We start from the raw sequence: 19,708 nt of genomic DNA on the forward strand, positions 1-19,708 counted from the left end.
GATTTATGTTGAGAAAATTGTCATTTTTGTCATCACTTTTGATGATTAATTGTCATTATCTTGAAATGTGAGTGAATACCCCATTTCACAACAAAAAAATGCCCACAGAAAAGGCAACCATTTATCCATATTTTCTGTTTCCAGATCCAAAATATTTGCAGTAATTAAGTTTTGATTCGTTTGGTTAATTTGTTGTGGTAGTGCCAAAAATGTTTTAACATTATCTAAGATTCGATCGCTACTACACATTATAGATAATTTGTAAAGATAAACTAAAAAGTCCATAAGTTTAGTCCATAGACAGACACATAACAATAACAAATAAAACTCATTTACAACCATAAAGTGAGATTATAGACAACTCACCTTTTTTAAGGATATACTCTGATTCATAGATAAAAGGCTATTAATGAAATTAAAACCATAGTCTAAAATTTATGTCTGTTTATTAAGTAAAAAAGGGGGTTGAATGTCCAATTATTCTCGTCGAAAATTTTTGGTAACGGCAGGTACAACAGGCTTTACAGCTATCCTTCTTAAAGGATGTATGGGTAATTCACCTGAACCAGGAGCAAATAACAATGCCACGACATCTACCACTCAGGGAACACAAACTACATTAACTCCAGAAACCACTCCAGAAACCACTTCTATTCAATTAGGATTTGCTCCTATTTTTGAAGCCGCACCCTTAATTATTGCTAAGGAAAAAGGCTTCTTCGCTAAGTACGGTATGACTGATGTAAATGTAGCGAAACAAGCTAACTGGGGATCGGCTAGAGACAATGTGGAGATTGGTTCTGCTGGTGGTGGTATCGATGGTGGACAATGGCAAATGCCCATGCCTTATCTAATCAGTGAAGGATTGATTACCAAAAATAACACCAAAATTCCCATGTATGTTTTAGCGATGCTAAATACTCAAGGCAATGGCATAGCTGTTTCTAAAACTCAACAGGGTAAAAATATCACCCTAGATATGAGTAAAGCTAAGGACTATATTGTCGGGTTAAAACAGTCTGGTAATCCATTTCGAGCCGCCTACACTTTCCCTAAAGTTAACCAAGATTTCTGGATTCGTTATTGGTTAGCCGCTGGGGGTATTAATCCTGATACCGATGTTAACTTATTAACTGTACCTGCCGCCCAAACAGTAGCAAACATGAAAACTGGTACGATGGAAGGATTTAGTACAGGTGATCCTTGGCCCACCCGTATCGTTGCCGATGATATTGGTTTTATGTCAGCATTAACGGCGCAAATTTGGCCCAACCATCCCGAAGAATACCTCGCTATTCGTGCTGATTGGGTGGACAAAAATCCGAAAGCAACAAAAGCAATACTTAAAGGAATCATGGAAGCTCAACAATGGTGCGACACTCAAAGTAATCGAGCGGAATTAGCACAAATATTATCAGGGGCAAGTTATTTTAATGTTCCTGCTACTGTACTCGAACCGGCCTTAATGGGTAAATACAAGATGGGGGATGGGCAACCCGACATCGATGATTACAAAATGGCGGTTCAATATTGGAAAACCGATAAGGGTAGTGTTTCTTTCCCTTATAAGAGTCTTGATTTATGGTTTATTACTGAAAGTGTACGTTGGGGCTTTTTACCTGCTAGTTACTTAGATGATAACGCTAAAGCATTGATTGATAAGGTAAATCGATCGGACTTATGGCGAGAAGTGGCGAAAGAAGCGGGTATTGCCTCGGCAGATATTCCTAGTAGTGATTCCCGTGGAGTAGAGACATTATTTGACGGAAAAACATTTGATCCTGCCAATCCGAAAGCCTATTTAGATAGTTTAGCGATCAAGAAAATTTAATTTTTAGCTATTCAGTTTTAAGCATTTACTTTTCACTTTTCACTTTTTGATCAAAACTGCAAAAAAAGAGGAATCATACATCATGGCAACTACCATTAAAACCACTCGAAAGAATAATAGTAATAATTTTTTTAGTCAATTTTGGAAAAAGAATGGAAAAGAAATTTTCCCTCCTATTATCGGTATTTTAGGATTTTTAGTAATTTGGCAACTTTGTTCAACCATTGGGCTTGTTAAATTACCCGGTCCTCTTTCTCTCGTTACAGATGAAAGAACTCGTACTTATTTAATGTACCCTTTTTTCGATCGTGGTGGTACTGATGTGGGTTTATTTTGGCAGGCGATGGCAAGTTTACAAAGGGTTTTAATCGGTTATTCTTTAGCGGCCATTGTGGGTATTAGTGGTGGTATTTTAATTGGTTTAAATCCTTTTTTTAACAAGGCATTAGATCCCCTATTTCAGTTCTTAAGAACCGTTCCTCCTTTGGCGTGGGTACCCATTGCCCTAGCTGCGTTACAGCAAAATCAACCTGCGGCATTATTCGTTATTTTTATCACCGCTATTTGGCCTATTTTAATTAATACTACTGTTGGTGTTCAGCAAATACCTCAAGACTATCTAAATGTGAAGCAAGTTTTACAACTTTCTAATAAAAAATTCTTCTTTAAAATTTTAATTCCTTCAGCTTTACCTTACATTTTTACTGGTTTAAGAATTGCTATCGGTTTAGCATGGTTAGCGATTATTGCCGCAGAAATCGTCATGTCTGGGATTGTCGGCATTGGCTTTTTTATCTGGGATTCTTACCAAAATAATTATATCAGTGACATTATTTTAGCTCTTGTTTATATCGGTGCGATCGGTCTTATTTTAGACAGATTTATGGCATGGTTACAAAATAAAATTGTTCGCCAATAAATGGAGTATTAGGGTGTTAGTTTTTTCTGACCCAAAGACACAAAGAAAGTAGGGTGAGTATTGCCTTTCAATTCTGTATAAATTAAGGAGTAAAAATTATGAGTTTATTCGTTGCGATCGATAACATTGAAAAAGTATTTCCCCTCAATAATGGTGGTGAATATTTAGCGTTAAAAGGTATTAATTTAGAAATAAAAAAAGGTGAATTTATTTCTTTAATTGGACACTCTGGATGTGGTAAGTCCACTCTTTTAAATATGATTGCAGGTTTAGATTTACCCTCCGAAGGAATTGTTACTTTAGAAGGGCAAAAAATTAGTAAACCCGGTCCTGAAAGAATGGTAATTTTTCAAAGTTATTGTCTTTTACCTTGGTTAACAGTACATCAAAATATCGCCCTCGCTGTCGATGAGGTGATGAAGGGTTATTCCGAATCTGAACGCAAGGAAATTGTCGAAGATCATATCAAATTGGTAGGTTTAGCCCACGCTGTCGATAAATTTCCTAATGAGTTATCGGGAGGTATGAGACAACGAGTAGCCATCGCCCGTGCCTTGTCTATCCGTCCTAAATTACTCTTACTCGATGAGCCTTTTGGGGCATTAGATGCCTTAACCAGAGGTAATTTACAAGAACAATTGATGCAAATATGTGATCGTTATCAAATTACTGCGGTTATGGTAACCCACGATGTGGACGAAGCCGTATTATTGTCCGATCGAATTGTAATGTTAACTAATGGACCTGGTTCAAAAATTGGTGGTATTTTAGATGTGGATATTCCTCGCCCTCGTCAAAGAATGGAGGTAGTAAATCACCCTAGTTATTACAGTTTAAGAAGCGAAATTATTTACTTTTTAAACCAACAAAAAAAGATCAAAAAAATACGAGCTCAAAAACAAGGTGTTATCGCCCGTCATGGCTTAGAAAAAGTCAATTTAGAAATCGGTTTTGTACCTTTAACCGCCTGCGCCCCCTTAGCCATTGCTCAAGAAAAAGGCTTTTTTGTCAAACACGGCTTAGAAGAAGTAAACCTCGTGCGGGAAACCAGTTGGCGTGGTATTGTCGATGGTATCGCTGGAGGCTATTTAGACTGTGCCCAAATGCCGGCGGGGATGCCTACATGGTTAACAGTGGGAGGCAATAATAACGAACCCTTACCCACCGTAACCGCCTTAACCATGACTCGTAATGGCAATGGTGTCACCCTTGCTAAGAAATTTTATGATATGGGTATCCATGATGTACATCATCTCAAAAGAATGTTACTAGAATCGATCGACGAAAATCATCGATTTGGCATTGTTCACCCCTCATCTATGCACAATATCTTACTACGTTACTGGTTCGCCGCCGAAGGTATCGATCCTGATACTGATGTACACTTGCAAAATATTCCCCCTGCCCAAATGGTAGCAGACTTGAAAGCAGGTTCGATCGACGGTTATTGTGTAGGCGAACCTTGGAATTTACGCGCGGCGATGGAAGGAGTCGGCTTCACCGTAGCCACCGATTTAGAGGTATGGAATGGACACCCCGGCAAGGTTTTAGGTTTAAGAGAAGATTGGGCAAACGCCTATCCAAACACCCATATCGCCCTAGTGAAAGCCTTGTTAGAAGCCTGTCAGTATTGTGCTGATCCCACAAATAAAGAAGAGATTCGCACTATTTTAGCCGATCGTAAATACTTGAGTACAAGCATAAATTACATTCAGTTGGGTGATCCTAATACTTACAGTTGCAACCTCGATCGAGCAGTGGAATATGCCCACCATCGCTTTTTTGGAGAAGGCATGAATCGCCCTAGTCGTACAGAACACTTATGGATGATGACACAAATGGCGAGATGGGGGGATATTCCCTTCCCTCGTAACTGGGTTGAAATCTTAGAAAGAGTGTGTCGTGTAAGTGTATTTAGTACCGCTTGTCGAGAACTAGGATTAAGCGATCTCAAATACCGCCGAGAAGCCATCAAACTTTTTGACGGCATACCTTTTGACGGGGAAGATCCCATCGGCTACCTCAACCATTTAAGCATCAAACGTAATATTACCATGGCAGAAATTCCCCTTAACTCTCGAATCCTAGTCGCCGCCTAGTTCCTACAACTAATTCTCTCCTACCTTAATAAGGGAATATCAATCAAAAAAAAGGAGGTATAAAATAGATAATAAGTTAAGCCAAAATTAATTAAATATATGCCAGAAAAAAACACCGTAGAACAACGTTTAAGTACCTTAGAAAATACCGTAATTAACTTGCAAAATCAACTTAATCAACATCTTAAATCTGATGACTGGTTAGATGATGTTATTGGCTCAGTTTCTGATGAAGAAACTTTTTTAGAAGCCCTAGAATACGGTAGATTATTTCGTGAAGAAAAAATATCTTTTGAAGAAATAAATGATCAATAATGAAATACTTATTAGACACTGATCATATTAGTTTTCTCCAAAGAAAATCAGGACAAGAATATGAAAATATAATCCGTCATATTCGTCAACATTCTTCAAGAGATTTTGCTTTTTCGATTATTAGTTTTCATGAACAAATAATAGGAGCTCATACTTTTATTGTTCGTTCTCAAAATCCAGAGAAATTGATTAAAGGCTATGGTTTATTGCAACAGGTAATTAATACATTTTCCAAAGCAAATATTTTAGATTTTGATGAAAACTCTGTACAAATTTTTGAACGCTTAAAATGTGAAAAAATTACCCTAGCTACTATGGATTTAAGAATTGCCTCGATCGCTCTTTCCCAAGATTTAATTTTGTTAACTCGTAATCGAAAAGACTTTAGTAAAGTTCCTAATTTAATTCTTGAAGATTGGACAACTTAGTTCATTGTCACCCCTTTAGGGTAATAACGCCTCAAGCCATTACTACAAACTTATAATAAACCATTTTAGATGGAGTCAAAATCATGCAAACATCCACCAAAAAATTCGCTGAAAAAATGGAAAAACAATTTTATCAAGACAGCTTTTTAACCATCGAAAATGTCTCCAAAATTTACCCTACTCCCAAAGGAGATTATACAGTATTAAAAGACGTTAATTTAACCGTCAATCAAGGAGAATTTATCTGCGTAATTGGGCATTCAGGATGCGGAAAATCTACCCTTTTAAACATGGTTTCTGGCTTTTCTCAACCAACTTTTGGCAGTGTAAAATTAAAGGGAAAACCCATTACAAAACCGGGTCCCGATCGAATGGTAGTATTTCAAAACTACGCTCTTTTACCTTGGTTAACGGTGTTTGAAAATGTCTATCTCGCCATTGATGCGGTATTCCCTGAGAAAAAAGAAGCGGAAAAACGTGCGATCGTAAGAGATCATTTAGCTTTAGTAGGTTTAACGGAAGCCTCCGAAAAGAAACCCCCTCAAATTTCTGGGGGGATGAAACAACGTACTTCGATCGCCCGTGCCTTAGCAATACGCCCTGAAGTCCTTGTCTTAGACGAACCTTTCGGCGCACTTGATCCGATTACTAAGGAAGAATTACAAGAAGAATTACTCAATATCTGGAACGAATATCGTTGTAACGTATTAATGATCACCCACGATATTGATGAAGCCTTGTTTTTAGCCGATCGACTGGTAATGATGACCAATGGACCTTCTGCAAATATAGGTGAAATTATGAATATTCCTTTCCCTCGCCCCCGTGATAGAGAACGCATTATGGAAGACCCTTTGTATTATGATTTGCGTAACTACGCCCTAGACTTTCTTTATAATCGCTTCGCCCACGATGTGGATTAAATTTATTAAGATATTTAGATTTTGTTGGTAGGCGATCGCCTACCTTTTTTATGGTAATTTAAAGATAAATATACAAAAGTAATTTATAAAACTTTAATAAAATAAGTGTAAAATATTATGAATATTATTTTAATTAATTTTTTAAAAATTTTCTTTTACAGGAGTTATTTATGTTTAATAAAACCACTGAAAAAACCATGCACTCCGTGAGGTGGATTTTAACCTTAGGTTGGCTTTTTTTAATTTTATCTTTGTTTTATGATCCCATTTCTCCTATATTAACTTCTCCTGATAATTTAGTTAGTCCTTTAAGGGTTAATTTAGATGTTTGCATTTCTGTTCAAGGTAGTTGTTTAGAGAAAAATTATTATTATTTAGGAACTCCAATTTTTTGGGGAATTATAGTTCCTAGTTCTATCTTTATTTTGCTTATTTTTGGTCATGAATTATGGCGCAGAATTTGCCCTTTATCTTTCCTTTCTCAAATTCCAAGGGCGTTAGGTTGGCAACGAAAAATTAAACGAGTTAGTAATAATGGGGCAGTGCGTTTTGAAATCCCTAGAGTAGATAAAAATTCATGGTTAGGACGTAATTATTTATATGTACAAATGGCATGGTTTTTTATTGGTTTATGTTCTCGAATTTTGTTTGTTAATGCCGATCGAATAGCTCTTGCTATGTGGTTATTATTTACTATTTTTGTGGCTATTTTTATCGGTTATTATTATGGTGGTAAATCATGGTGTAACTATTTCTGCCCCATGTCTCCCGTGCAAAAAATTTACGCCGAACCTAACTCATTATTCGGTAGTAAAGCTCATATTACCGATGAGAAAATTACCCAATCAATGTGTCGAATTATCGAAGATAATCAAGAAAAAAGTGCTTGTATTGCCTGTCAAAGTCCTTGCATTGATATTGACTCAGAAAGAAGTTATTGGGATGGCATTAATCATAAAAATCGACAATTATTATACTATGGTTATTTCGGTTTAGTTATTGGTTATTTTCTCTATTATTATTTATATGCAGGTAATTGGGATTATTATTTTTCTGGTATTTGGGCTTATGAAAAAAATCAATTAACTACTCTTTTTAATCCCGGTTTTTATCTTTTTAATCAACCTATTCCTATCCCGAAAATTATCGCTGTACCCCTTACGTTGAGCTTTTCTACTTTTGTCGCTTATTATTTAGGTAAAAACATTGAAAATTTATTATGTAAAAACTATCAAAATCGTCTCTCTTCTGAGTTAATTAGACATCGTATTTTTACCGTTATCACTTTTATTATTTTTGACTTTTTCTTTATTTTTGCAGGTCGATCGTGGTTAGTTTTATTACCCATTAAAGTTCAATATATTTGGGATTTTATGTTAGTCTTTTTAAGTTCAATCTGGTTGTATCAAAATTGGGATAAGAGTCCTGAAGTTTATAATAAAGAAAGTTTAAGCAGTCGTTTCCGTAAGCAACTGAAGAAATTAGGCTTAAATATTAGTCGTTTTTTAGAAGGAAAATCTCTAGAAAATTTGAATACCGATGAGGTTTATGTTTTAGCAAAAGTTCTTCCCGAATTTACAAAAGATAAGCGTCAAGAAGTGTATAAAAATGTGTTAAAAGAATCTTTAGAGGAAGGCTATGTTAACACCGTTAGTAGTCTGGAAGTGTTAGCCCAAATGCGATCGCAATTAGGTATTAATGAAGATGAACACCGTATTATCTTAACAGAATTAGGGGTTGAAGACCCTTCTTTATTAGATGTTTCTAAGTTACATTCTCTGGAAAATTCCGTGCGTTTGACAGGGTATCGCAAAGCCTTAGAAAGAATGCTATCTCTACAGCAAAAAACCTCCATCGAAGATTTATTACAAAACAATTCTCAAGACATACGAAAATTAAGACAGGAATATTCCATTACTTATCAAGAGGAGGAGGAAATTTTACAAGGGTTACAACCTGAGTCTGGTATCATAGCGAAATCTGAGCATATTTTAGCCCAGTTAGAATATCTCATCGAACGTTATCACACCCTCAATCAACCTCGTTTTTTACCCCAAGGGGAAGTATTAAACCTGTTAAGAAAGACAGTAACAGAGAAAAAACGTCTTTTAATTAGAGGATTGTTAGAAATTATCGAAAAAAGTGAAGATTTGTCTATTAATGAAGAAATTGCCCGAAATTTAGTTAATCTTTCTCCTAGTGTGTTACTAGAAACATTAAGTAATCCTGCATCTAATTGGAGTAACAGATTGCCCAATAATGTGTTATCGATTCTTAAACAACCAAATAAAAATGTAAGTTGTGCTTTAGATATAAATGAAGCTACAATCATTGATCATCTCCACAGTTTAGTATTAGAATCTAATCCAATTATTCAGGCAATTAGTCTTTATATATTAGCTCAAGTTAATTTTGAAATTGCTAAAGAAGAAGCAAAAAATATACTAGCAGAAAAACCTCATTTTTTAGTTACAGATATAGTAAATATATTAATTAAATCTGAGAAATTAAGTTTAAATAAATGTGAGATTTTGGCAAAAATTATCTATTTAAGTAATGCTTCTTTCTTTGAGAGAACTTATAGTAATACTTTAATTAAATTAGGGGAGTTATCATATTTTAAAAATTATCAAGAAAATGAGATTATTTCTGATGAAGGGGATACTTGTCGAGAGTTATTATTATTGATTGAAGGTAGAGTAGAAATTATCAAACCCTGTGTTGATGATACTCCAATTATTTCTAGTTTATTACCCGGACAAATTTTAGATGAGTTAGAAGTTTTAGCCCATGAAAAACAGTCTGGAAAAATTATCGCCAAAACTACTCCCACCAAAATTTTAGCGATCGCAGTAGATACTTTTGATGAAATTTTAGAACAAGATCAAGAATTTTCTCGACGTATTTTAGAGTTAGAAACCAGCCGTTTGAAACAAATTATTAATTAAAGCTCGATCGTATTTTCAGTAGATACATAAATCGGTAGAGGCGTAAAATTTTACGTCTCTACAATGGTTTTAGCCGTTCAACATTTAATTCCTGCCAAAAGTCTATTAAATTAATAGAAAAAAATTAGAGATTGTGATAAGCTGGTAAAGTTGTCAAAATTCGCACATCTGGGATGTCGGGTGTTTCTAAAATCAGAAATAGAACTAACCCAGATGGAGGATAAACCCGAAATAAAGGAGAATAAAAATGTCAGTAGTTACCTTAAAAGAACTATTAGATTCTGGTGTACACTTTGGGCATCAGACTCGTCGTTGGAATCCCAAAATGGCGCCTTATATCTACACCGCTAGAAATGGGGTACATATCATCGATTTAGTGCAAACAGCACAATTAATGGATGAAGCCTATAACTACATCAAAAAAGCCGCCGAAAGTGGTAAGAAAGTACTGTTTGTTGGTACTAAGCGTCAAGCCGCAGGTATTATCGCCCAAGAAGCCAGTCGTTGCGGTGCATTCTACATCAATCAACGTTGGTTAGGTGGTATGCTCACTAACTGGGAAACCATCAAATCCAGAGTAGCACGTCTTAAAGATTTAGAAGAATTAGAAGAAAGTGGCGCTTTAGACAGACGTCCAAAAAAAGAAGCATCTGTTTTACGTCGTGAATTAAACAAACTCCAAAAGTACCTCGGCGGTATCAAGGATATGCGTCGTGTACCTGATGTTGTAGTAATTATTGACATTCGCAGAGAACATAACGCCATCAAAGAGTGTGAAAAACTCAATTTACCTGTTGTGTCTATGCTTGATACTAACTGTAATCCTGAATTGGTGGACTTCCCTATTCCTGCTAATGATGACGCAATTCGATCGATCAAACTTATCATTGGTAAATTAGCCGATGCTATTTATGAAGGGCGTTACGGCAAAGCCGTTGCCGAAGGCAGATTCGATGAATTTGAAGAATCTTTAGCTAGTGGTGAACCAGACTACGATGAAGATTACGAAGATGAAGAATATGACGAAGATGCTGACAGTGGCGAAGAAGAATAAATAAGTAGGGAATGGGGAATGGAGAATGGAGAATGGAGAATGGAGAATGAATAATGGAGAATAGATAATTTAAAACTTATTACTTACTCTCCCCTATCTCCTATCTTCTATTTCCTAACTCAAGTTAGTATTCGGTTCAATTCGTGTAATGATTATTGAAGATAATTTTATAAAAATTTAAGTATTATGGCAGAAATTACAGCTAAATTAGTAAAAGAACTTAGAGAAAAAACTAACGCAGGGATGATGGATTGCAAAAAAGCCCTCGTAGAAAATGATGGTGACATCCAAAAAGCTACTGAATGGTTACGTCAAAAAGGTATCACTTCCGCCGAGAAAAAAGCAGGTAGAGTTGCCGCCGAAGGTATTGTAGAAAGCTATATTCATACTGGGGGAAGAATCGGTGTACTGGTTGAAGTCAACTGCGAAACTGATTTCGTTGCCCGTCGTGAAGATTTCCAAGCCTTAGCGAAAAATATTGCTATGCAAATTGCGGCTTGTCCTAATGTAGAATATGTCAAAATTGCAGATATTCCTCAAGACATCGTTACCAAAGAGAAAGAAATCGAAATGGGTAGAGATGATTTAGGTAATAAACCAGCCAATATCAAAGAAAAAATCGTTGAAGGTAGAATCCAAAAACGTTTAGGGGAAATGTGTTTACTCAGTCAACCTTATATCCGTGAGCAAGGTATTACCGTTGAAGAATTAATCACTCAACAAATTTCTAAAATTGGTGAAAATATCCAAGTGCGACGTTTTACCCGTTTTGTCTTAGGGGAAGGCATCGAAAAAGAAGAAACCAATTTTGCTGAAGAAGTTGCCGCCCAAGCAGGGTTAAAATAATTAGGAATTAGGAATTAGGAATTTTTATAATAGCCCTAAATATTCGATCGAACTTATCAAATTATTACCTTTAAAATTATCAATAAAAATGAGTAAGTCAATCAAACAGTTACGCAATGATTTGACCATTTTGAATGAAAAAATTAAGGATTTAGCCACTAATTTACAAGATTTATATTGTCATTATTTTGAAAATTTAAGTGCTGTTATTAAACGTCAATTAACGGTAGCTACTTATCAAATTTGTACTCAAAAATATCCTACAGCTTTTTTAGATTTAAGTTATCAAAAAAGATACGATTTACAACAAAAAATTAAGGGATTAGAAACTGTTTTTAAAGAAGATTTATTTAAGGCTTTAAGTTTGATCGACCTTAGTAATAATCAAGTTATTCAAGAGTTTTATTCTAAAATTATTAAAGCTATTTCTGAGGAAGAAATATCCTCCCAAAAGAATTTATCAGATGTCGAAATAACGGAAAATAATCAAACAGATTTAACTAAGGAAGAAGAATTAGATTCCCAAGATTTAATTAAATTGCAGTTAGATATTGAAGATTGTTTAGAAGAATGTTTAACCAATATTTCCCATCGTGCCAATAAATATTTACAGGAAGCCCATATTTTACCTGATAAAATACCTAGTAAAATTATCGAAATGGCATTACAAGCGGAAGAAAATACTTCTCTTGTTAGTGGTGCACCTAATCTCCTTAGTTTACTAATTGAAAGAGAAGATAAATCAGATCATAATATTGATATTACTCCCATTGTTGCGGTATGTTTAAGATTAACCGAAATCGAATTTAATGATCCTAGTTTAAATGTAATTCGACAAAAAATTAACACTTTTCTTAAACAATTAGATGAACTAGATAACGAGTATCAAAGAAAACGACAAAAATACTCGATCGCCCTCGCTGAATCTGCATGGCGCAGTAGTTGGAATGAGGAATGAAGAATTAAGAATTAAGAATTAAGAATTAAGAATTAAGAATTAGTTGAATTATTGACAGTTAATAAATTTCCATGAATGAAAAAAATATAGTTATTCCTGATGTGATTATCGGTTTGGGAAATCCCGAACAAAAGTACGATCGAACTCGTCATAATATCGGGTTTGAAATAGTAGATTATTTAGCCCTAAAATGGGGTTTTAGTTGGCAAAAAAACCAGAAATTTAATGCTCTAATTTGTGAAGGAATTGCCCCCAATCGTCGTAGAATTAGGTTAGTAAAACCCTTAACTTATATGAATCGATCGGGTCAATCCGTCAGAGCCGTGCTAGACTGGTATAAACTGAGTGCTGACTCCATTTTAGTTATCTATGATGACATGGATTTACCCTTCGGGAGAATCAGATTAAGGCTGTCAGGTTCAGCCGGAGGACATAACGGCATGAAATCCATCATTTCCCATGTGGGAGGGCAAAATTTCCCCCGTTTTCGCATCGGTATCGGCAAATCTGGCGGAAAAGAAGAAACTATTGGTCATGTTTTAGGGAAGTTTTCCACCACAGAAACAAAAATTATTGAGGAGTTAAAAATATTAACCTATGATGCCATTAATGTTAGTTTAAAAGATGGTATAGAAAAAGCGATGAGCCTTTATAATCAAAAATTTATCGAAATTTAATCTATTTTTATCCTCAACCAAAATGACTTTAACCCAAGTAAATCAATTACCTCATATTCAAGCAATTATTGAATTAGCTAAATCGAAAAATAGTGATTCAGAACAAGTTTTTATTATCAATCATATTAATTGGCAAGAATACGAAAATTTATTGGAATTTATGAGTGATAATAGTGGGGTTTTATTTAAGTATGAGGAGGAAACTTTAGTTATCATGTCTCCCAGTCGCAATCATGAAATTTTTAAAGAAAATATCGGTATTTTAATCGAAACTTATTGTTTAATAAAAAAGATTAAATTTTATTCATTAGGCTCAACCACTTTTCGCTCTCAAAAAAAATTAAAAGGAATTGAACCAGATAAAAGTTATTGTTTTAATAGTCGCAAAGAATTTCCTGATTTAGCGATTGAAATTATTATCACCAGTGGTGGTATTAATAGTTTACAAATCTATCGAGATTTAGGAGTAAAAGAAGTGTGGTTTTGGGAGAGAGAAAAATTAACAGTTTATCATTTAGAAAAAGAGGAATATCAGAAAGTACAACAAAGTCGTTTATTACCTGATATAGACTTAGATTTATTCGCTAATTTAGTGATTAAAAGTGAACCTTTAGAAGCGATTTTAGAATTTACAAAAACATTGGAAGAAAAATAAAAAAGACTTTTTCACCTGAGTACCTTTTTTTAGACATAATCTATCATACTGAGGAGTAAGAGAGCTAAACTTATTCTTGATGCTCGATCGAGAATTAAAGTAAATATGTGCTAAATAGTTAAATTATAGATATAGTAGCAAAATAGAGAACCGAAATAATAATCTATGTCCACATTAGTCATCGTTGAATCACCTACCAAAGCCAAAACCATCCGCAACTACCTACCTAAAGGTTATCAGGTAGAGGCATCCATGGGGCATATCCGAGACTTGCCTTCCTCCGCCGAGGAAATTCCCCCTGAGTTTAAACAGTTTGATTGGGCAAGATTAGGAGTGAATGTTGAGAATAATTTTGAGCCTATTTATGTTATCCCCAAAGGTAAAAATAAAACCGTACAACAATTAAAACAAGCCTTAAAATCTGCGGATGAGTTAATTCTAGCAACGGATGAAGACAGGGAAGGAGAAAGCATCAGTTGGCATTTATTACAGCTATTAAAGCCAAAAGTGCCGATTAAACGCATGGTTTTCCATGAAATTACCAAAGATGCGATTCAACAGGCTTTAAATAATTGCCGTGACATTGATGAAAATTTGGTACACGCCCAAGAAACACGGCGTATTCTCGATCGACTTGTAGGCTATACTTTATCGCCTTTACTGTGGAAAAAAATTGCTGCCGGGTTATCCGCAGGGAGAGTACAGTCTGTCGCTGTGCGTCTATTAGTACAAAGAGAGAGAGAAAGAAGGGCATTTAAAGAAGCTCAGTACTGGGATTTAAAAGCCTTATTAAATCATGCCAAAACAAACTTTGAAGCAAAATTAACCACCTTAAAAGGGCAAAAACTGGCAAATGGTAGCGATTTTGATCCCAAGACAGGGAAGTTAGCACCTAACAAAAAAGTACTTGTACTAAAGGAACAAGAGGCTACAGAACTGAAAGCTCGTTTGACGGGAAAACCTTGGGAAGTCAAGGATACGGAGGAAAAAGCCACTAAGCGCACCCCTTCTCCTCCCTTCACCACCTCAACTTTACAGCAGGAATCTAACCGTAAATTGGGGTTAGGGGCAAAGGATACTATGCGGATTGCTCAAAGTCTCTATGAAAATGGTTATATTACCTACATGAGAACGGACTCAGTACATTTGTCTGATCAAGCCATCACCGCCGCTCGTAGTTGTGTAGAATCCATGTATGGTAAAGAGTATTTAAGCCCAAAACCAAGACAATATAAAACCAAAGCCAAAGGCGCACAGGAAGCCCATGAAGCCATCCGTCCTGCTGGTAGTACTTTCCGTATTCCTAAAGAAACGGGTTTGAGAGATAAAGAGTTGGGGTTATATGATTTAATTTGGAAACGCACCGTAGCCAGTCAAATGGCGGATGCTCAATTAACCCAAATTTCCGTCAATATGGCGGTAGAAGATGCTATATTTCGATCGAGCGGAAAAAGAATCGATTTTGCGGGGTTTTTTAGAGCCTATGTTGAAGGTTCGGACGATCCAGAAGCGGCATTAGAGAATCAAGAAGTTATTTTACCAGATTTGAAGGTAGGAGACAAGCCCGATTGTAAAAAATTAGAGGTGATTCACCACGAAACCCAACCTCCAGCTCGATATACAGAAGCATCCTTGGTGAAAACATTAGAAAGTGAAGGGGTAGGTCGTCCTAGTACTTATGCTAGTATTATAGGTACGATCGTCGATCGAGGTTACGCCCAATTACGCAATAAAGCACTAATTCCCACCTTTACCGCCTTTGCCGTCACTACCCTATTAGAGAAAAATTTTGAGGAATTAGTGGACACCAAATTCACCTCAAAAATGGAGCAAAGCCTTGATGATATTGCATCGGGTAACGAAAAATGGTTGCCTTACCTTGACAAATTCTATCGAGGAGAGAAGGGATTGCAAAATCAGGTGAAAGTGAGAGAAACCGACATTGATCCGCAAACCGCAAAAGCCATAGAATTAGAGAATTTAGACGTAACCGTCAAAATAGGCAAGTTTGGAGCTTATATTGAGGCAAATTACGGTGAAGAAATCGTCAAATCCTCCATTCCTGCCGATCTCACCCCTAGCGATCTTGACTCACGACAAATAGAAGTACTATTAAAGCAAAAATTGGAAGGGCCCCCCATTTTAGGTAATCATCCTGAAACCCAAGAGCCTATATACTTATTAATTGGAACTTATGGTCCTTATGTACAATTAGGCGACAAACCCCAGGGCAAAGCCAAGAAACCGAAAACTGCGTCATTCCCTAAAGGAGTGCAACCCGAAGACATTACCTTAGACATGGCATTGGGATATTTAACCCTTCCTCGTACCTTGGGAGAGCATCCAGAAACAGGAAAGCCCATTAAAACCAGTTTAGGGCGCTTTGGGGCTTATGTTGTCCATGATCAGGGTACAGAAGGTAAAGATTATCGCTCTTTGAAGAAAGAAGACGATGTGTTGACTATAAGTCTCGATCGAGCTTTGGAATTACTGGCACAACCAAAAGCAACACGAGGAAGACGAGGGGCGACAAAACCACCATTAAAAGAGTTAGGGTTACACCCAGAAGACAAAGAACCTATTAACATTTATGAAGGTCCTTATGGAGTATATTTTAAACACGGTAAAACCAATGTTAAACTACCCGACGGAGAAACCGTAGAAAGTATGAATTTAGACAAAGCCTTATTACTTTTACAAGATAAAACTCCAGCCAAAAAAACTGCCACGAAAAAAGCGACTACAGCGAAAAAAACCACCGCAAAAAAAACGACTACTACCCGAAAAGTAAGTAAGAAGTAGTAATAATGAGAGACGTAAAATTTTACGTCTCGACAATGGTTTTGGTAGGGCGATGCACACCCCACGAACAACAACAAATAGTGTTAAATTTTTATAAAAATAGTTATTTTGCGTAACTCTTAAAGTAAACTGAATACAAGTACAATGTTAAAATAATTTTCAGATAATGCTTATAATTAGAGTAAAATCAAATAACAAATTTTTATTATGGAATCAGTATCACTTTCTGAAATAAGTTCCAATTTTGATCATCTTATTAATCAAGTATCAGAAACTAATCAACCTATTCTTTTAAAAGGAAATAGTAATGAAGTAATAATTATTTCTCAAGAAAATTGGTCAGGAATTCAAGAAACTTTGTATGCCAATTCTATTCGAGGATATGTAGATTCGATCGAAGAAATAATTGATACTCCTAAAGAAGAATTGGTTAATGCCAAAAAAATAGAAGAAAATGATTGGCATAACTTAGCTTTAATGAACTTAAATAATGCTTATGATGAGGATGAAGTTGAATATAGTTTAGAGGAAATAAAAGAATTTAATACTGAGTATGAAAGAATGTGATATTATTCTTACTTCTATTCTTCAAGCCGATGGTAAATATAAAAATCGTCCGGCTTTGATTCTCAAAAAAATGCCTAAATATAATGATTTTTTAATGTGTGGAATTAGTGGTAAATTACAACAATATATTAAAAATTTTGATGAGATTATTTCCATCACTGATAACGATTTTTTAGATACGGGCTTAAAACAATCATCTCTTATTAGACTAAGTTTTTTATCGGTAATTCCTAGTAAAAATATTATTGGTAATATAGGATTTATTTCTAAACATAGACATCAAATTTTACTACATAACCTAAGTAATTATTTAATCGAAAATCGAAGCAATTAAAAGCAGTTTTATACAACAAATTATCTTTTTGTCAAGTTTTCCGTGTTAATTAATTAAGTCTTCAATACAAAGACACCTGAGTTCGACATAAAATTTTTGGTGCTGTAAAGGTGTCAGGTATTAGGTTAAAGAATTGACAAAAAATATATCCTAATTGATTTTTTTATCTTCAATTCTTTGATCGAATTATATAATCTTCTGAAAATTACACCTGAAACCTGCAATCTGAAACCTGAAACCTGCCTTTATCAAACATTCTTGCATCGAACTGAGGTAAAGACAATGATAAAATAAGAATATATGTTAACGATCGATTATGAAAACTAGCAACGAAATTATTATTATTGGCGGTGGAATCATCGGACTCTCGATCGCGCTGGAGTTAAAATTAAAAGGATTAGGGGTAACAGTATTAAGTAAAAATTATGCCCAAGCCGCCACCAACGCCGCCGCAGGAATGTTAGCACCTAAAGCCGAAGGTTTACAAGGTGTTATGTTAGATTTAGCCTTAAAATCCCTTGCTTTGTATCCCGAATGGGCAGGAAAATTAGAACAGTTGAGCAAGGGCGATATAGACTATAATCCTTGTGGTATCATTGCCCCAGTATATTCCCAACCAACCACCATCAATGAAAATTGGTTAGATAGAGATACCCTCCAGTTTTATCAACCCCAGTTAGGCAAAGATGTCATCGGCGGTTATTGGTATCCCGAAGAAGGACAAGTTGATCCTCGCAAAGTCGGTAAAGTATTATTAAACATAGCCCAATTATTAGGTATAGACATCAAAGAAGGAGTAGAAGCCATCGCGCTTACCCGTCATCAAGGTAGAATTAAAAATATCCTCACCAAATCAGGCATATTTTCAGCGGATACTTATATCTTAGCTAGTGGTGCATGGTCAAGTAAACTATTTCCTCTCCCCGTGCGCCCGATAAAAGGGCAAATGTTAAGTTTAAAAATCCCCTTAGAAAATCCCCTAGAAAGAGTTATCTTTGGAGAAAATACCTACTTAGTGCCGAAAAAAGACGGGCGCTTAATCATCGGTGCAACTTCCGAAGATATTGGTTGGCAAGAAGGCTCAACCGCAGAAGGCATCAACACCTTATTAAATCGTGCTATTCGTCTGTATCCTCCTCTTGCCTCGTGGCAGTTAAACGAAATTTGGTATGGTTTTCGCCCTACTACTGCCGATGAAATGCCCATTTTAGGTTATAGTGATGCAGATAATTTAATCTTCGCTACCGGACATCATCGCAACGGTATCCTTTTAGCACCCATTACCGCTAAATTAATTAGTAATCTTATCATCGATAAACACCCCGATCCCCTTTTACAACATTTCACCTATCAACGATTTCACCAAGCTAAACCACAAATTATGACCTATCCAACCCCTTCTCAAAATGGCAATTTAAACAACATAGAAAGCAATTTAACCGATGTAAACGGTGAATCAAGTCATTTTTCTCCTAAAAGTAGCCAAGTAGGATATTTAAGTCCTTCTACAGCCAATGAGCTTTTTAATAATTCTCAAGATGACGATGGTTTAATCATTGCCGGGCGCAAATTTTCCTCCCGATTGATGACAGGTACAGGAAAATATTCTAGTATGGAATCCATGCAGAAAAGCGTGATTGCTAGTGGTTGCGAAATTGTCACCGTTGCCGTGCGTAGAGTACAAACCAACGCCCCCGGTCATGAAGGATTAGCAGAAGCGATCGATTGGGGTAAAATATGGATGTTGCCTAATACTGCAGGTTGCACCAATGCGGAAGAAGCCGTAAGGGTTGCCCGTTTAGGTAGAGAAATGGCAAAATTACTCGGACAGGAAGACAATAACTTCATTAAACTAGAGGTTATTCCTGACTCCAAATATTTATTACCTGATCCCATCGGCACACTACAAGCCGCCGAACAATTAGTCAAAGAAGGTTTTGCGGTGTTACCCTATGTTAATGCTGATCCTCTCCTTTGTAAACGTTTAGAGGAAGTTGGTTGTGCGACAGTTATGCCTTTAGGCTCTCCTATCGGCTCAGGGCAAGGTATTCAAAACTTAGCTAATATTAAAATTATCATCGAACAAGCAAAAATTCCCGTAGTCATCGATGCAGGAATTGGCACACCTAGCGAGGCGGCTTTGGGTATGGAGTTGGGCGCGGATGCTTTATTAATCAATAGTGCGATCGCTCTTGCTCAAAATCCTGTTAAAATGGCTCAAGCTATGGGATTAGCAACTCAAGCCGGAAGATTAGCTTATCAATCAGGACGTATTCCTGTCAAAGAATATGCTTCAGCGAGTTCTCCTTTAGTGGGAATTGTCAGCTAAAGGCACTATATGCTTAGTTTAAT

17 protein-coding genes are annotated in these 19,708 nt (G+C 35.9%); 16 read left to right on the forward strand and 1 reads right to left on the reverse strand.

The annotated features are described in order from the left end of the window. Positions 1-45 precede the first annotated feature (45 nt). Positions 46-285: a hypothetical protein gene (locus SYN6308_RS02460; protein WP_144051377.1), complete on the reverse strand. Its 240-nt coding sequence runs from the start codon at positions 283-285 to the stop codon at positions 46-48. Between the two features lie 184 nt (positions 286-469). On the opposite strand from SYN6308_RS02460, the gene SYN6308_RS02465 reads away from it, so the two are divergent. The 16 genes from SYN6308_RS02465 (at position 470) to thiO (ending at position 19,685) form a co-directional block, all read left to right on the forward strand. Continuing rightward, entirely contained in the window at positions 470-1,831 is a 1,362-nt protein-coding gene (locus tag SYN6308_RS02465) for a CmpA/NrtA family ABC transporter substrate-binding protein (RefSeq protein WP_017292849.1), read from the forward strand. An 82-nt stretch (positions 1,832-1,913) separates the two neighbouring features. Continuing rightward, positions 1,914-2,750, forward strand: a complete 837-nt coding sequence (ntrB, locus tag SYN6308_RS02470) for a nitrate ABC transporter permease (RefSeq protein ID WP_017292850.1) — start codon at positions 1,914-1,916, stop codon at positions 2,748-2,750. A gap of 98 nt (positions 2,751-2,848) precedes the next feature. Next, on the forward strand, positions 2,849-4,849 hold the full coding sequence (locus SYN6308_RS02475; RefSeq protein WP_017292851.1) for an ABC transporter ATP-binding/substrate-binding protein: 2,001 nt from the start codon (positions 2,849-2,851) through the stop codon (positions 4,847-4,849). A gap of 99 nt (positions 4,850-4,948) precedes the next feature. Continuing rightward, complete coding sequence (locus SYN6308_RS02480; protein WP_017292852.1) at positions 4,949-5,164, forward strand: hypothetical protein; 216 nt, start codon at positions 4,949-4,951, stop codon at positions 5,162-5,164. Beyond that, the gene (locus SYN6308_RS02485; RefSeq protein WP_017292853.1) at positions 5,164-5,592 is read left to right on the forward strand and encodes a type II toxin-antitoxin system VapC family toxin; all 429 of its coding nucleotides are present in this window, start codon (positions 5,164-5,166) and stop codon (positions 5,590-5,592) included. The genes SYN6308_RS02480 and SYN6308_RS02485 overlap by 1 nt, the downstream gene beginning before the upstream one ends. Before the next feature lie 116 nt (positions 5,593-5,708). Beyond that, positions 5,709-6,515: a nitrate ABC transporter ATP-binding protein gene (locus SYN6308_RS02490; RefSeq protein WP_052312624.1), complete on the forward strand. Its 807-nt coding sequence runs from the start codon at positions 5,709-5,711 to the stop codon at positions 6,513-6,515. A 170-nt stretch (positions 6,516-6,685) separates the two neighbouring features. Beyond that, positions 6,686-9,463 carry a cyclic nucleotide-binding domain-containing protein gene (locus tag SYN6308_RS02495; protein ID WP_017292855.1) on the forward strand — a complete coding sequence of 926 codons (2,778 nt, stop codon included), beginning with the start codon at positions 6,686-6,688 and terminating at the stop codon, positions 9,461-9,463. 247 nt (positions 9,464-9,710) lie between these two features. Next, on the forward strand, positions 9,711-10,517 hold the full coding sequence (gene rpsB, locus SYN6308_RS02500; protein WP_017292856.1) for a 30S ribosomal protein S2: 807 nt from the start codon (positions 9,711-9,713) through the stop codon (positions 10,515-10,517). A gap of 186 nt (positions 10,518-10,703) precedes the next feature. Then, entirely contained in the window at positions 10,704-11,363 is a 660-nt protein-coding gene (gene tsf, locus SYN6308_RS02505; protein WP_017292857.1) for a translation elongation factor Ts, read from the forward strand. A gap of 88 nt (positions 11,364-11,451) precedes the next feature. After that, positions 11,452-12,321, forward strand: a complete 870-nt coding sequence (locus SYN6308_RS02510; protein WP_017292858.1) for a hypothetical protein — start codon at positions 11,452-11,454, stop codon at positions 12,319-12,321. 71 nt (positions 12,322-12,392) lie between these two features. After that, a complete protein-coding gene (gene pth / locus SYN6308_RS02515; protein ID WP_017292859.1) occupies positions 12,393-12,998 on the forward strand; it encodes an aminoacyl-tRNA hydrolase in 606 nt (201 codons plus the stop codon). Positions 12,999-13,020: 22 nt separating this feature from the next. After that, entirely contained in the window at positions 13,021-13,653 is a 633-nt protein-coding gene (locus SYN6308_RS02520) for a Uma2 family endonuclease (protein ID WP_017292860.1), read from the forward strand. Positions 13,654-13,818: 165 nt separating this feature from the next. Then, on the forward strand, positions 13,819-16,455 hold the full coding sequence (topA, locus tag SYN6308_RS02525; RefSeq protein ID WP_017292861.1) for a type I DNA topoisomerase: 2,637 nt from the start codon (positions 13,819-13,821) through the stop codon (positions 16,453-16,455). A 207-nt stretch (positions 16,456-16,662) separates the two neighbouring features. Further along, entirely contained in the window at positions 16,663-17,022 is a 360-nt protein-coding gene (locus tag SYN6308_RS21570) for a type II toxin-antitoxin system Phd/YefM family antitoxin (RefSeq protein ID WP_017292862.1), read from the forward strand. Then, a complete protein-coding gene (locus tag SYN6308_RS02535; RefSeq protein ID WP_017292863.1) occupies positions 17,009-17,356 on the forward strand; it encodes a type II toxin-antitoxin system PemK/MazF family toxin in 348 nt (115 codons plus the stop codon). Before SYN6308_RS21570 ends, SYN6308_RS02535 begins: the two co-directional genes overlap by 14 nt. 316 nt (positions 17,357-17,672) lie before the next feature. Beyond that, positions 17,673-19,685: a glycine oxidase ThiO gene (gene thiO, locus SYN6308_RS25715; protein ID WP_017292864.1), complete on the forward strand. Its 2,013-nt coding sequence runs from the start codon at positions 17,673-17,675 to the stop codon at positions 19,683-19,685. Positions 19,686-19,708 lie beyond the last annotated feature (23 nt).

The sequence above is a fragment of the Geminocystis herdmanii PCC 6308 genome (genome assembly GCF_000332235.1).
GTDB classification, from domain to species: domain Bacteria; phylum Cyanobacteriota; class Cyanobacteriia; order Cyanobacteriales; family Cyanobacteriaceae; genus Geminocystis; species Geminocystis herdmanii.

Bases quoted from the DNA above. Each gene is read 5' to 3' on its own strand.
- SYN6308_RS02520 (WP_017292860.1), top strand. From the start codon at position 13,021: ATGACTTTAACCCAAGTAAATCAATTACCTCATATTCAAGCAATTATT.
- SYN6308_RS02510 (WP_017292858.1), top strand. From the start codon at position 11,452: ATGAGTAAGTCAATCAAACAGTTACGCAATGATTTGACCATTTTGAAT.
- thiO (WP_017292864.1), top strand. From the start codon at position 17,673: ATGAAAACTAGCAACGAAATTATTATTATTGGCGGTGGAATCATCGGA.
- SYN6308_RS02485 (WP_017292853.1), top strand. From the start codon at position 5,164: ATGAAATACTTATTAGACACTGATCATATTAGTTTTCTCCAAAGAAAA.
- tsf (WP_017292857.1), top strand. From the start codon at position 10,704: ATGGCAGAAATTACAGCTAAATTAGTAAAAGAACTTAGAGAAAAAACT.
- SYN6308_RS02460 (WP_144051377.1), bottom strand. From the start codon at position 285: ATGGACTTTTTAGTTTATCTTTACAAATTATCTATAATGTGTAGTAGC.
- SYN6308_RS02475 (WP_017292851.1), top strand. From the start codon at position 2,849: ATGAGTTTATTCGTTGCGATCGATAACATTGAAAAAGTATTTCCCCTC.
- rpsB (WP_017292856.1), top strand. From the start codon at position 9,711: ATGTCAGTAGTTACCTTAAAAGAACTATTAGATTCTGGTGTACACTTT.
- SYN6308_RS02535 (WP_017292863.1), top strand. From the start codon at position 17,009: ATGAAAGAATGTGATATTATTCTTACTTCTATTCTTCAAGCCGATGGT.
- SYN6308_RS02495 (WP_017292855.1), top strand. From the start codon at position 6,686: ATGTTTAATAAAACCACTGAAAAAACCATGCACTCCGTGAGGTGGATT.
- SYN6308_RS02480 (WP_017292852.1), top strand. From the start codon at position 4,949: ATGCCAGAAAAAAACACCGTAGAACAACGTTTAAGTACCTTAGAAAAT.
- SYN6308_RS21570 (WP_017292862.1), top strand. From the start codon at position 16,663: ATGGAATCAGTATCACTTTCTGAAATAAGTTCCAATTTTGATCATCTT.
- SYN6308_RS02465 (WP_017292849.1), top strand. From the start codon at position 470: ATGTCCAATTATTCTCGTCGAAAATTTTTGGTAACGGCAGGTACAACA.
- SYN6308_RS02490 (WP_052312624.1), top strand. From the start codon at position 5,709: ATGGAAAAACAATTTTATCAAGACAGCTTTTTAACCATCGAAAATGTC.
- ntrB (WP_017292850.1), top strand. From the start codon at position 1,914: ATGGCAACTACCATTAAAACCACTCGAAAGAATAATAGTAATAATTTT.
- pth (WP_017292859.1), top strand. From the start codon at position 12,393: ATGAATGAAAAAAATATAGTTATTCCTGATGTGATTATCGGTTTGGGA.
- topA (WP_017292861.1), top strand. From the start codon at position 13,819: ATGTCCACATTAGTCATCGTTGAATCACCTACCAAAGCCAAAACCATC.